Here is a 14797-nt window from a genome sequence, read left to right on the forward strand (position 1 = left end):
GAAGCTAGTTGTAAAGAATGATTTGTTAAAAAATTAATAAATAGAAATTAGGGGGTGCACGTATGCGTCTTGAGTTAGGGAAAATCTTTATAAATGACGTTCAATTTGGTGAAGTAACAGAAGTTAAAGATGGCGTTTTATACGTTAATAAAGAAGAGATGCTTAAAGAAATTGGTGGAGATGAGCACATAAAATCTATAGATATAGATTTAGTTCATCCAGGGGAAAGTGTAAGAATAACACCTGTAAAAGATGTTATAGAGCCAAGGGTTAAAGTTGAAGGTAATGGTGGTATATTCCCTGGTATAATATCTAAAGTTGAAACTGTAGGTAGCGGAAAAACTCATGCTCTTTCTGGTTGTGCAGTTGTGACTACAGGTAAGATAGTTGGTTTCCAAGAAGGTATAATAGATATGATGGGTCCTGGTGCTGATTATTGCCCTTTCTCAAAACTACACAACATAGTAGTTATAGCAGAACCAGTGGATGGATTAAAACAACATGATCATGAAAAAGCTGTTAGAATGATAGGATTTAAAGCGGCTACGTATTTAGGAGAAGCAGGTAGAAATGTAGAACCTAATGAAGTTAAAGTTTATGAAACTAAACCATTATTAGAATCAATAGCAGAGTATCCAGAACTTCCTAAAGTAGGATATGTATATATGCTTCAAACTCAAGGATTACTTCATGATACATATGTGTATGGAGTTGATGCAAAGCAAATAGTTCCAACATTACTTTACCCAACTGAGCTTATGGATGGAGCAATAGTTAGTGGAAACTGTGTTTCTGCATGTGACAAAAACCCTTCATATGTTCATATAAATAACTCTGTAGTAGAAGATTTATACGAGCAACATGGAAAAGAGATAAACTTTGTGGGTGTAATTGCAACTAATGAAAACGTATACCTTGCAGATAAAGAAAGATCTTCTAACTGGACTGCAAAATTATGTAAATACTTAGGATTAGATGCAGTTATAATATCACAAGAAGGTTTCGGAAATCCAGATACAGATCTTATAATGAACTGTAAAAAAATAGAAATGGAAGATATAAAAACAGTTATAGTAACTGATGAATATGCAGGACGTGATGGAGGTTCTCAATCTCTTGCAGATGCTGATGTTAGAGCTAATGCAGTTGTTACAGGTGGAAATGCAAATGAAGTAGTAGTTTTACCTAAGATGGATAAAATAATAGGTCATATAGAAGTTGTAGATGTTATAGCAGGTGGATTTGCTGGAAGTTTAAGAGAAGATGGAAGTATAGAAGCAGAAATACAAGTTATAACTGGTGCTACAAATGAAACAGGATTTGGAAAATTATCTACAGTTACTTATTAGTATCTATATGAATTAAAAATATATTAAAATATTTAAAATACAAAAATTTAAAGGGGGATAATTATGAGCATACTTGCTAATAAAAAGGTCCTTATAATAGGTGACCGTGATGGTATACCAGGACCTGCCATAGAAGAATGTGTAAAAACCGTAGAAGGAGCAGAAGTAATATTTTCTTCAACAGAATGTTTTGTCTGAACGGCTGCTGGGGCTATGGACTTAGAAAACCAAAAAAGAGTTAAAGAAGCTTGCGAAAAGCATGGCGCTGAAAACTTAGTGGTTTTATTAGGTGCATCTGAAGCCGAAGCTGCAGGTCTTGCAGCAGAGACAGTAACAGCAGGAGATCCAACATTTGCAGGTCCACTTGCTGGAGTTGAATTAGGTCTTAGAGTTTATCATGTTGTAGAAGAAGAAATGAAAGCAGAGTTTGACGATGCTGTTTATGATGAACAAATAAGTATGATGGAAATGGTACTTGAAGTAGATGAAATAGTAGAAGAAATGACTAGCATGAGAGATCAATTCTGTAAGTTTAATGCTTAATTAAACAAAAGGGGTGAAATGTATGGGAAAACTAAGAGTAGTTCATTATATAAATCAATTCTTTGCTGGAATTGGTGGAGAAGAAAAAGCTGACACTAAACCACATATAGCAGAGAAATTACCGCCAATAAGTTTACAACTTAATAAGTTGCTAGGTGAAGATATGGAGGTAGTTGGGACAGTTGTATGTGGAGATACATACTTCAATGAAAACTTAGAAACTGCAAGTAAAGAAGTATTAGATATGATAAAAGGATTTGATCCAGAGTTTTTCATAGCAGGTCCTGCATTTAATGCTGGTAGATATGGAGTAGCAGCTGGAGCTATAACTAAAGTAGTTAAAGAAAACTTAGATATACCATGCTTTACAGGGATGTATATAGAAAATCCAGGTGCAGATATGTTTAAAAAGGATGTTTATATAATGGAAACATCTGACTCTGCTGCAGGGATGAGAAAAGCACTTCCTAAAATGGCTAAGTTTGCACAGAAACTAGCTAATGGTGAAAAATTAGGTTCTCCTAAAGAAGAAGGATATATTGAGCAAGGATTAAGAGTTAACTTCTTCCATAAAGATAGAGGATCAAAAAGAGCTGTTGATATGCTTATAAAGAAAATAAAAGGAGAAGAATTTGTTACTGAGTACCCAATGCCAGTATTTGATAGAGTAAATCCAGCTAAAGCATTAAAAGATTTATCAAATGCTAAAATTGCACTTGTAACTTCAGGTGGTATAGTACCAAAAGGAAATCCTGATAGAATAGAATCTTCTTCAGCATCTAAGTATGGTGAATATTCATTATCGGGGTTTGATAATTTAACTGAAGATTCACATGAAACAGCACATGGTGGATATGATCCAGTATATGCTAATTTAGATGCAGATAGAGTTTTACCAGTTGATGTACTTAGAGATATGGTAAAAGAAGGTTTAATAGGAGAATTACATGAATTATATTATGCAACTGTTGGTAATGGTACAGCTGTTGCAAATGCAAAGAAATATGCAAATGAAATAGGTAATAAATTAAAAGATGCAGGTGTAGAAGCTGTTATCTTAACTTCTACATGAGGCACTTGTACTCGTTGCGGTGCAACGATGGTAAAAGAAATAGAAAGAGTTATGGAAGTTCCTGTAGTTCATATGTGTACAGTAGTTCCTATATCTTTAACAGTTGGAGCAAATAGAATAGTTCCTACAATAGCAATACCACATCCACTTGGAAACCCTGCTCTTGATGAAAGAGAAGAAAAAGCATTAAGAAGAGGATTAGTAGAAAAAGCGTTAGTTGCTTTAACTACAGAAGTAGATGATCAAACTGTATTTGAAAACCCAGATACATCTTCATTAAAACCTAGAGCAATGGCATAAAAAGTCGCTTAGCTTAAGCCACTGCGTGGGCGCTACACTTTCTGTGGCCAACGATTTCGTCCGTTGCTTAAAATTAAATATTTAAATAAATATATATAGCAAATAGATGGACTTAATTGTCCATCTATTTGTGAAAATATATGATAATCACCAGCACCTCTTAATTTCGGTGCTGAATACGTATGTAAAATTTATTGGGGGTGCGCTTATGTCTTATCCAGTTTTAAAAGGTGCAAGTTACGTACTTATTCATACTCCAGATATGATAGTACAAAATGGTAGTACATGTAATGTTGAAAGAGCTACAAATCCAGATTCTGAATTTCTAAAAGAGATAAATAATAATATAAGAAACTACGAAGATGTAGTAAACTATATGCCAAATCAAGTATACATAGGCAATAATAGACCTGAAGAATTAAAAAATATGTCAATGCCTTGGTGCAATGAAAAAGTAGAAGGAAATAGATTTGGAAAATTAGGGGAAATAATGCCTCAAGATGAATTTATAGCTTTAATGCAAATATGCGATGCATTTGATTTAGTAAAATTATGCCAAGAATTTATAAATGAAGTAAAACCTAAATTAGAAAATAACTACCCTGAGTTAGCTCAATTTATAGCTAAATTAAAGGGTGATAATATAGAAGAAGGCTTAGAATTAGTAAACAACCATATAGCAGAAGGTCTGTATCATGAAGGTAAGATGGTCGGATATGTTAAAAGAGCTCATGATGTAGATGTTAATTTAAATGCCCATACAATGTTTGAAAATTTAGTAGTTAAAGCATCGGGAGTTTTATCAGCAATACATCTATTAAGAAGTAGTAAAATAAATCCATTAGATATTGACTATGTTATAGAGTGTTCAGAAGAGGCGTGCGGAGATATAAATCAAAGAGGTGGAGGAAACTTTGCCAAATCTATAGCTGAAATTGCCGGTTATAATAATGCTACAGGGTCAGACACAAGAGGATTCTGTGCAGCTCCTACACATGCGCTAATTCAAGCAGCAGCTCTTGTTAAATCAGGTATTTATAAAAATGTAGTAGTTGTAGCGGGTGGAGCTAGTGCAAAACTAGGAATGAATGCTAAAGACCATATTAAAAAAGGTCTTCCAGTTTTAGAAGATGTGGTAGGAGGATTTGCAGTATTAGTATCTGAAAATGATGGTATAAATCCAATAATTAGAACTGATCTAGTTGGAAAACATAATGTTGGAACTGGTTCATCTCCTCAGGCTGTTATGACTGCACTTATAACAAGTGGATTAGATAGAGCTAATCTAAAAATAACAGACGTAGATGTATTCTCTGTTGAAATGCAAAATCCTGATATAACAAAACCAGCTGGTGCAGGAGATGTTCCTGAAGCTAACTACAAAATGATAGGTGCTCTTGCTGTTAAGCGTGGAGATTTAGAAAAGAAAGAATTAAAAGAATTTGTAGCTAATAAAGGACTTCCAGGATGGGCACCGACTCAAGGTCATATACCATCAGGTGTTCCATATGTAGGTTTCTGTATAGATGATTTAACTACAGGAGATAAAAATAGAGCTATGATAGTAGGTAAAGGTAGCTTATTCTTAGGAAGAATGACTAATTTATTTGATGGGGTATCATTTATAGTTGAAAGAAATAATGGAGTAGAAGAAGAATCTAGTGGAGTATCTAAGGAAGAGGTTAAAAAGATTATAGCAGAGGCTCTTAGAAAACTAGCATTAGATATGATAGAAGAATAGGGGGGAAGTACTATGTCTAAGAAAATAATAGGGCAAACTCTCCTAGAGGTAGCTAATGCAATAGAAAGTGGAGAATTTGGTAAAAAAATAAAAATAGGATTAACTACTTTAGGAAGTGAACATGGAGTAGATAATTTAGTAAATGGAGCTAATTTAGCAAAATCTAATTTGTTTGATATAGTTTTGATAGGACCTAAAGTTGATACTGAGCTTGAAATAATAGAAGTTAATTGTGAAAAAGATATGCATAATAAAATGGAAGAGTTATTAGATAGTGGATATATAGATGCTTGTGTTACTATGCATTATAATTTTCCAATAGGAGTATCTACAGTAGGTAGAGTAGTAACACCTGGAAAAGGAAAAGAAATGATACTAGCTACGACTACAGGAACAAGCGCTACAAATAGGATAGAGTCAATGGTTAGAAATGCTATATATGGAGTAGCAACAGCAAAAAGTATAGGTATAAAAAAACCTAAGGTTGGAATTCTTAATGTAGATGGAGCGAGACAAGTTGAGAAATGTTTAAAAGAATTAAAAGAAAATGGATATGATTTAGAATTTGCGGAGTCAATAAGAGCAGATGGTGGAAGTGTGATGAGAGGTAATGACTTATTAGCAGGAGCACCAGATGTTATGGTTACGGATACATTAAGCGGAAATATATTTATGAAGGTATTTTCTTCATTTACAACAGGTGGAGATTATGAATCTAGTGGGTATGGATATGGACCTGGTGTAGGAGAAGATTATAATAGAAAAATACTTATATTATCAAGAGCATCTGGAACACCAGTTGTAGCAAATGCTTTAAAATATGCTTATGATGTAGCTAAAGGAAATGTAAGTGAAATAGCTAAAAATGAGTTTAAGGTTGCTAAAAAAGCTAAATTTGATGAAATTATATCAAGTACAACAAAAAAAGAAGCAAAGACTAGTGAAGAAGTTAAATGTCCTGAAAAAGAAGTAGTTACGACTCAAATATCAGGAATAGATATAATGGATTTAGAGGAGGCAGTTAAAGATCTATGGAAAAATAATGTATATGCTGAAAGTGGTATGGGATGTACAGGACCTATAGTATTAGTAAATGAATCTAAAGGTGAAATTGCTGTTAATATTTTATTAAAAGCTGGATATACAGCTAAGTAATAAAAAAGTCGCTTCGCTCCTGTCGCCAACGACTTTGTCCGTTGCTCAAAATGACTAGATATGAATTTATCTAGTCATTTTTTACGCAATAGACGAAATGATGGCACTATAAAGGAGTAGCTCTCATAGAACTGATTAAATTAATCTGATTTTTTAGAGACAATAAATAAGAAAATTAAAAGAATCAATCAATAGAATTAGCTAAATATCATATATATAAATAAAGACTTTTATTAGGTGATTAAAATGAATAAAAAATTACATGTTACAATATGGTCAACTATAATTATTTTTTTAGTGTCTTTAAATATATATGTATACAATAATAGTTTAAAAGTTTCAAAATATGTGGATGAAAGTAATTCACATACTGAAAGTATAGTCCTTATTGATAAATTTAGGACAGACATTAATGTTATGGCTCAAGTTAATAAATTATATCTTTTAACTGGAAAAAACGAGTATAAGATTGAGTATGATGAAACTTTAAAAAGAGTATATAAAACAATAAATGATTTAGAAGCATCTGGCAGTATAAGTAATGATGATAAAAGTGACTTAATTAAAGCATTAGAAGAATATTCTCATATAAATATGGAGACTATGAGCTCTAATATAATAAATAAGATAGATGCAAATGTTGAAAATGAAATACTAAAATCAAATGAAGCGCAGTTAAGTGTATTTAAGGAACTTGATAAATCTGTGGAACAAACTAATAAAACTGTAAGAGAAAAGAATAATGTAATTGAATCTATATTAAAAAATCAAAAAGGGAATGTACAATTTGCAAGCACTATAATAACCGCTATAGCATCAGGTATATTTTATTACATTAAAAAAAATCCAGCAAAGGTAGGTAAACAGGTAGGAGAAATTATTGACTGTATAACTAATATAGAAGGTGAAAAAAAAGTTGATTTAAATAAGACTGAAGAAAAACAAGAAAGTATTTATTTAAAAAATTCAACAAAAGATGAATTATATGAAGAGATAAAAGAAATCGAAAAGAAATATGATGATGTTAAAGAATGTATAAATAATATAATAAAATATGAAAAAGTTATTAGTTATTGTGATTTAATGTATAGCCAAACTATTAAAATGGAAGAAAAAATAGATAAGAGTAATGAAATAATGAATGAAATTTATATTTATTTAAATCAATTAAAGATAAATCTAAGAGAATGCAAAGATTGTAAAGATGAGATAAAACTAGATTTGCTAAGAGAAATTCAAGAAAAGTTTGTAGAGTTAAAAATAGTTTTTGAATCAATACCTATATACAATGATGTTATAAAAGAAGCTATGCAAGAAGTGATAAATTATAAAATTTAAAAAAATAAGCCATCTTATAAAATAAGGTGGCTTGTTATATTATACATATTGAATATTTAAAAATATACTACACATCATAATTATATATTAAAAGTATAAAGGAGTAATACTATGAAAAAAATTCTAACAAAGGCTATTACACTTGCTATAGCTGTAGTATGTATGTCAGGATGTTTTATATTAAAAGCTAATGCACTTCCTTATTATGATTTAAAATTTGAAGAAAATTCAAGAAATATTGTAACTGGAGAATTTGAGAAAATAGGCGATGATTTAAGTTTACAAAAGGAAAGCAAGATGACTATGAACATTAAAAAATCGTATAAGCCTAAAACTAGTGTAGAATTAAATAAAGACGAATTAGATGCAATAAGTCAAGTATTAGGATCTAAATGGCAAGATGTTGTTTTAATCGATAAAAAAGAAGATGTAAAAATAAAGAAAAAAAAGAATACATATTTATATATAAGACCTGTCTATAAGGAAGTCAAAGGAATTTTAGTACAAGACTACCAATCATGGAGTCAGAAAAAAGAGATTACTATTTTAATACCTATAGATATAGAATATAAAGTAACAACAAATTAATATTTTTATATAAATTACATTAAAATATCAATATATATAAAGTATTTATTGAATAAAATAAAAGTATAATATATAATTAGAAGAAATAATTAATATATTTACCTGTATATTTTTGAAAATAAGGTTCAAATGTTTCTACCAGGCTACCGTAAATGGCTTGACTACAGGAGTTTAAAAATAGTATCAATAGATAAATACTATCTTAATGCTATACTTTTATTTTGACTTATAAACTCCTGTCTTATTATAGACAGGAGTTTTTTTAGACTCCTATTTTGATTCAAAACAATATAAAGGATTAATAATATAAATACTAAAACTTTGGAGGAGATTTAAGATGAAATTATTACAAGAAAAAATATTAAATGATGGTCGTGTATCCGGAAATGATATATTAAAAGTAGATAACTTTTTAAATCATCAATTAGATATAGCATTTTTAAATGAGATAGGTAAAGAGTTCAAAAATAGATTTGCAAATGAAAAAATAGATAAAATACTAACAATAGAAGCTTCTGGTATAGCTATAGCATCTATAGCATCTCAACATTTTGGAAATGTTCCTGTTGTATTTGCTAAAAAAGTTGAATCTAAAAATTTAGATAAAGAAGTTTATGAGACAAAGGTATATTCATTTACAAAAGGAAAAGAATATAGTGTAAAAGTATCTAAAAGATACTTACATGAAGGAGAAAACATACTAATACTAGATGATTTCTTAGCAAATGGTAGAGCGGCACTAGGTCTTAAAGATTTAGTAGATCAAGCTAATGCAAATGTTGCAGGTATAGGTATAGTTATAGAAAAAGGATTCCAAGAAGGTAGATCACTTTTAGAAAAAGAAGGTGTAAAGCTAGAATCATTAGCTATACTTAAGTCGATCGAAAATGGAGTAATAACTTTTAAATAATTTTATTAAATAAAATATAAAACAGATGGAGAGTGACTAATTTTTCACAATTCATCTGTTTTTATATTTAAAAAACTTATAATAAGAAATTATTGAAAGTATAATAGGGACAAAAGTTATATCAATGGGTTTATAATAATAAATAGATATATTTATAAAAATATAAGGTAATATATAAAATAAATATAAGTTAAATTTTATTTTGTATATTAGTTAGATAAAAAACTAACAAGAAAAAAATTCCATAATATGATATAGTTATTTGTGTAGAAAATGTAAGTATTAAACACATTTTTAGAATATTTAATAAACATAGGTTAATACTAATAATTGTTAAATATTAATGAATATTATATAGTACATATAAATTTAAACTAGGAGGGTTTATAAAATGAGATTTTTTATAGACACAGCAAACATAGAAGAAATAAAAGAAGCTAACGATTTAGGTGTTATTTGTGGAGTTACTACAAACCCATCATTAATAGCTAAAGAAGGAAGAGACTTTATAGAAGTAGTTAAAGAAATAACTGATATAGTTGATGGACCAATAAGTGCTGAAGTAATAAGTTTAAATGCTGAAGGTATGGTAGCTGAAGCTGAAAAGTTAGTTAAAATACATAAAAACATAGTTATAAAATTACCTATGACAGAAGAAGGATTAAAAGCTACTAAAATATTATCACAAAGAGGAATAAAAACTAATGTTACATTAATATTTAGTTCAGTTCAAGCTCTTTTAGCAGCTAGAGCAGGAGCAACTTATGTAAGTCCTTTTGTTGGAAGATTAGATGATATAGGACAAAATGGAATGGATTTAATAGCAGAAGTAGTTGAAATATTTAATGCTAATAACATAGAAACTCAAATAATAGTTGCAAGTGTTAGAAATCCAATACACGTATCTCAAGCTGCTACAATAGGTGCAGATATAGCAACTGTACCTTTAAAAGTTATAAAGCAAATGACTAAACATCCTTTAACTGATAAAGGTATAGAAAACTTTATAAAAGACTGGGAAGGCGCTTCATTAAAATTATAATAAATCTACCAATTATGTTATGATACTCACAAGCTATTTTAAATTTTATTTAAAATAGCTTGTTTTTTTATGGTTAAAGTTAACATATTAGATAATTATAAGATTAACTGATATAATATCTAATGATTATGTATAATTGGAGGGGTTATATTGGAAAAGATTATTATAATAGAGGATGATGAAAAAATAAGATCAGAGTTAAAAAATTTTTTAGTTAATTATAATTATGAAGTTGTAGTGATGACAGAGTTTGAAAATATAGTGACAGATACATTGAATGAAAAACCGCATATAGTACTTTTAGATATTAACTTACCTATATATGATGGATATTATATATGCAGAGAAATTAGAAAAAAATCTGAAGTTCCGATAATAGTAGTTACTAGCAGGGATACAGATATGGATGAGCTTATGAGTATGAATTTAGGCGCTGATGATTTTATAACAAAACCTTACAATACTCAAATACTTCTTGCACATATAAGTTCAATATTAAAACGAACGTATAAAAAAAGTGTATCAGAAGTTATTAACTATAAAAAATTAGAATTAGATCTATCTAAAAATAGTATATGTTTTGATAATAAGGAATTAGAGTTAACTAAAAATGAATTTAAAATACTTAATTGTTTAATGAAAAAGCAAGGTAGGATAGTATCTCGTGGAGATCTGATGGATTATTTATGGGACTTAGATGTATTTATAGATGACAATACATTAACTGTTAATATAAATAGACTTAGAAAAAAATTAGAAACTGTAAATTGCAAAGATTATATACAAACAAGAAGGGGGATAGGCTATATAATGCCATAAATATGAATATAAAAGATTATTTTAAAGATATACAAATATCTATAATTTTAAGATTATTATTTATAATGTTTTTGATTTATATATTGAATCTACTACAAGTAGATAAAATAACTATATATTTTATATTGATTTTATGGATTATATTAAACAGCATTGAATTTATATATGATTATATCAAAAGAGCTAACTATTATAGAGAGGTTTTAAATATTTTAGAAGGATTAGATAAAAAATACTTATTACCTGTTTTAATACAGAGACCAAAGTTTATTGATGGTAAAATGCTTTATGATGTTTTAAGTATAACGGATAAATCTATGAATGAAGAAGTGAATAAATATGTATTTTCTCAAGAAGAATATAAAGAATATATAGAAATGTGGGTTCATGAAATAAAGACGCCTATATCATCAAGTAAATTAGTAATAGAGAATAATAAAAATGAACAGACATTAAGTATCTTAGAAGAAATAGAAAAAATAGAAAATTTCATTGAACAAGTTTTATATTATTCAAAAAGTAATGAACTTGAAAAAGACTATATAATAAGAAAAACAAGCTTAAGAAAATGCATAAACAATGTAATAAAAAGAAATAAGAAGATAATAAGGGAAAACAAGATTTCAATAGAAATAGATGATTTTGAAAGTCTTATTTATTGTGATAGTAAGTGGCTAGAGTTTATATTAAATCAAATAATAATCAATTCCATTAAATATATAGGTAATTATAAAACGAATAGAAAACTTGAAAAAATAGGTGGGAAAATAAAGATATATATTAAGGAAAATATTAATAATATAGAGCTATACATAAATGACAATGGGGTTGGTATAGATGAAAAAGACTTACACAAGGTATTTGAGAAAGGTTTTACAGGAACGAATGGAAGAAAATTTAAAAAATCTACAGGAATGGGGTTATATATTTCTAAAAAGTTATGTAGCAAAATGTATTTAGGTATTGATATAAATTCTAAAATAAATGAATACACAACTGTCAAAATAACATTCCCACAAAATAATATGACTGAAGTATAGTAAAACTTACATTTATGTAAGTTTGGTGTAAGTTTAAGTTATTAAAAGAAACCTCTAATTTATATACACTATAAGTATAAAGTAATCAGGGAGGTAAAATATGAACACAGTATTACAAGTAAAAAATATAGAAAAATATTATGGTAATAAAAAAAATCTTACCAAAGCAATAAATAATATCTCTTTTGAAGTAGATAAGGGTGAGTTTGTTGGTATTATGGGTCCTAGTGGGAGTGGTAAGACAACTTTATTGAATTGTATATCTACAATAGATAATGTAACAACAGGGAGTATAAAAATAGATGAAAAAGACATTACTAAATTAAAAAGAAAAAGTATAGAAAAGTTTAGACGTGAAAATTTAGGGTTTATATTTCAAGATTTTAATTTATTAGATACGTTAACGGTATATGAAAATATATCATTAGCATTATCTGTTATAGGAGTAAAAGGTTCAGATATAGATAAAAAGGTTAAAGAAGTTTCAAATAAATTAAACATATCTGATATATTAAATAAATTTCCTTATGAAATATCTGGAGGCCAAAAACAGAGGGTAGCATCAGCTAGGGCGATAATAACTAATCCGTCGCTTATACTTGCAGATGAACCAACAGGAGCATTAGATTCTAAGTCTGCAAGAATCCTTCTTGAAAGCTTAGAGGATTTAAATGAAAGTTTAAAATCAACCATAATTATGGTAACACATGATGCATTTACTGCAAGCTATTGTAAAAGGATTTTGTTTATAAAAGATGGTAAAATTTTTAATGAACTTATAAGAGGAAATGATGATAGAAAAGAATTCTTTAAAAGAATAATAGAAGTAGTTACACTTCTTGGAGGTGACACTGAAAATGTTATTTAAGTTATCTTCTAGAAATGTAAGAAGGAGTATGAAAGACTATAGCATATATTTTTTAACTTTAGTAATAGGGGTCTGTATATTTTACATATTTAATTCACTAGAATCTCAAACAGCAATGATAGAACTAACACAAAGCAAAAGAGCACAAGCTAAGTTACTCACTGAGATTATGTCTTATGTATCAATATTTGTATCATTTATCTTAGGGTTTTTAATTATGTACGCAAACAACTTTATTATAAAGCGAAGAAGTAAAGAATTTGGAATTTATATGACATTAGGAATTAGCAGAAATAAAATATCATATATGTTATTTTTTGAAACTTTGCTAATAGGAATTGTATCATTAGTAGTGGGGTTATTTGTAGGTGTATTATTATCACAAGGATTGGCTAGTGTAACAGCTAAGATGTTTGAATCTGATATGAGTAAGTATAAATTTATATTTTCTAAAGATGCTTGTTTAAAAACAGCTTTATATTTTAGTATAATGTTTATTGTTGTAATTTTATTAAATTTTGCAATAGTATCTAGATATAAATTAATAAATCTAATAAATAATGAAAAACGTAGTGAGAAATTAAAAGGAAGCAATTTAACTATATCGGCAGTATTATTTGTTTTATCAATAATATGCTTATTTACTGCTTATAAGTCAACTTTGGGGGAACAATTAATATACTCTGATGGAGGAATAAATTGCACTTATATAGCCTTAGGCATCTTAGGAACACTTCTATTTTTCAGAGCATTAGCAGGATTTTTAATAATAGTTATTCAAAATAGTAAAAATTATTATCTTAGAAATTTAAATACATTCACACTAAGACAACTAAATAGCAAAATAAATACTCACTATGTATCTATGAGTGTAATATGTATAATGCTATTTATAGCAGTAGGAATGACATCAGCAGGATTAGGAACAAAGAAATCTTTAAAAGAATCCATACAATTTAAAACTCCTTTCGATGTATCTTTTGAAGCTAGAAAAGGAGTAAATGGAAATTTAAGCGAACTGTTAAAACAAAATGGTTTTGATTTAAACCAATATAGCAAAGAGTTGGTTGATTATAACTTATATATAGGAGATATAACATTTGGAGAAATGTTTAAAAATAGCTTGGGTGAAATTTCGAAACAACAATTTGATTTTATAAAAGATAGAAATGTAGAAGTATTAAAACTATCAGATTATAACAAGCTAAATAAAATAAAAGGCAAAGATACTATTGTTTTAAAAGACAATGAAGTTTTATTATTAAGTGATGTAGGGCCGATGAAAGAAGCAATAAAAGAATATCTATCTAAATATAAAACTTTAAATCTTAATAATAAAGAATTTAATTTAAAAAAATACAGTGAATATGAAGCTATATATACTTCACCTCAGAGTATGAATATGTTGACATTAATAGTTAATGATAAACATACTGAAGGATTAAAAGTATCTAAAAATTATTTAAGTTTGAATTTAACAGGGGATGAAGCTGTAGCTGAAGAAAAAATATTACAGCAATTTGATGACCTACAAAGTGACTCTGAGACAATTCAAGGTCTTGATATATATACATATGGAAAAATAGATTCTTATGATAGTAGTATAGGAACTGCAAATATGTTTTTATATATTGGTATTTATGTAGGCATGGTATTTTTAATAGCTGGTGCAGCGGTACTTGCACTTAGTCAATTATCAGGAGCTAATGAAAGTTTAAGTAGATATAAAATTTTAAGAAAACTCGGTGTAAGCTCTAATATGATAAATAAATCAATATTTATTCAAGTACTAATGTATTTTTGCTTACCTATAATATTAGCATTAGTGCATAGTATATTTGGAATAAAAGTAGCTAATGATTTTGTTAAAATATTTGGTGATATTAATCCAGTAAAAAATAATATTCTTACAATTGGTTCTATTCTAGTGATATATGGAATTTACTTTGTAATAACATATAATAGCTATAAGAGAATTGTTAATAGTCAGTCATAAATTAAAAGTTATAAATAGAAAAAAGTATTATTAATT

General features: G+C 28.2%; 13 protein-coding genes and 1 riboswitch. All 13 genes read left to right on the forward strand.

What is annotated here, in order from left to right; all coding sequences use genetic code 11:
- Positions 1-62: 62 nt before the first annotated feature.
- The 13 genes from BLP75_RS09495 (at position 63) to BLP75_RS09555 (ending at position 14761) form a co-directional block, all read left to right on the forward strand.
- Complete coding sequence (locus BLP75_RS09495; protein WP_092725587.1) at positions 63-1349, forward strand: glycine/sarcosine/betaine reductase component B subunit; 1287 nt, start codon at positions 63-65, stop codon at positions 1347-1349.
- Between the two features lie 63 nt (positions 1350-1412).
- Positions 1413-1892 (forward strand): glycine/sarcosine/betaine reductase complex selenoprotein A, encoded by a 480-nt coding sequence (gene grdA, locus BLP75_RS09500; protein WP_092725589.1) that lies wholly within the window; start codon positions 1413-1415, stop codon positions 1890-1892.
- Between the two features lie 22 nt (positions 1893-1914).
- Positions 1915-3264: a glycine reductase complex selenoprotein B gene (grdB, locus tag BLP75_RS09505; RefSeq protein ID WP_092725591.1), complete on the forward strand. Its 1350-nt coding sequence runs from the start codon at positions 1915-1917 to the stop codon at positions 3262-3264.
- A gap of 208 nt (positions 3265-3472) precedes the next feature.
- Entirely contained in the window at positions 3473-5005 is a 1533-nt protein-coding gene (gene grdC, locus BLP75_RS09510; RefSeq protein WP_092725592.1) for a glycine/sarcosine/betaine reductase complex component C subunit beta, read from the forward strand.
- Between the two features lie 12 nt (positions 5006-5017).
- Positions 5018-6160: a glycine/sarcosine/betaine reductase complex component C subunit alpha gene (gene grdD / locus BLP75_RS09515; protein ID WP_092725594.1), complete on the forward strand. Its 1143-nt coding sequence runs from the start codon at positions 5018-5020 to the stop codon at positions 6158-6160.
- Positions 6161-6406: 246 nt separating this feature from the next.
- Positions 6407-7498, forward strand: a complete 1092-nt coding sequence (locus BLP75_RS09520) for a CHASE3 domain-containing protein (protein WP_092725596.1) — start codon at positions 6407-6409, stop codon at positions 7496-7498.
- 111 nt (positions 7499-7609) lie between these two features.
- Entirely contained in the window at positions 7610-8086 is a 477-nt protein-coding gene (locus BLP75_RS09525; RefSeq protein WP_092725598.1) for a hypothetical protein, read from the forward strand.
- A gap of 82 nt (positions 8087-8168) precedes the next feature.
- Positions 8169-8270, forward strand: a riboswitch (purine riboswitch).
- Between the two features lie 153 nt (positions 8271-8423).
- Positions 8424-8996: a xanthine phosphoribosyltransferase gene (locus BLP75_RS09530; RefSeq protein ID WP_092725600.1), complete on the forward strand. Its 573-nt coding sequence runs from the start codon at positions 8424-8426 to the stop codon at positions 8994-8996.
- A 391-nt stretch (positions 8997-9387) separates the two neighbouring features.
- A complete protein-coding gene (gene fsa, locus BLP75_RS09535; protein ID WP_092725601.1) occupies positions 9388-10038 on the forward strand; it encodes a fructose-6-phosphate aldolase in 651 nt (216 codons plus the stop codon).
- 150 nt (positions 10039-10188) lie between these two features.
- Positions 10189-10857: a response regulator transcription factor gene (locus BLP75_RS09540; RefSeq protein WP_092725604.1), complete on the forward strand. Its 669-nt coding sequence runs from the start codon at positions 10189-10191 to the stop codon at positions 10855-10857.
- A gap of 2 nt (positions 10858-10859) precedes the next feature.
- Positions 10860-11897, forward strand: a complete 1038-nt coding sequence (locus BLP75_RS09545; RefSeq protein WP_092725607.1) for a sensor histidine kinase — start codon at positions 10860-10862, stop codon at positions 11895-11897.
- Positions 11898-11997: 100 nt separating this feature from the next.
- Positions 11998-12765 carry an ABC transporter ATP-binding protein gene (locus BLP75_RS09550; RefSeq protein ID WP_092725608.1) on the forward strand — a complete coding sequence of 256 codons (768 nt, stop codon included), beginning with the start codon at positions 11998-12000 and terminating at the stop codon, positions 12763-12765.
- Positions 12755-14761: an ABC transporter permease gene (locus tag BLP75_RS09555; RefSeq protein WP_092725610.1), complete on the forward strand. Its 2007-nt coding sequence runs from the start codon at positions 12755-12757 to the stop codon at positions 14759-14761. Before BLP75_RS09550 ends, BLP75_RS09555 begins: the two co-directional genes overlap by 11 nt.
- Positions 14762-14797: the final 36 nt, after the last annotated feature.

The organism is Romboutsia lituseburensis DSM 797, from assembly GCF_900103615.1.
Classification (GTDB): domain Bacteria; phylum Bacillota; class Clostridia; order Peptostreptococcales; family Peptostreptococcaceae; genus Romboutsia_F; species Romboutsia_F lituseburensis.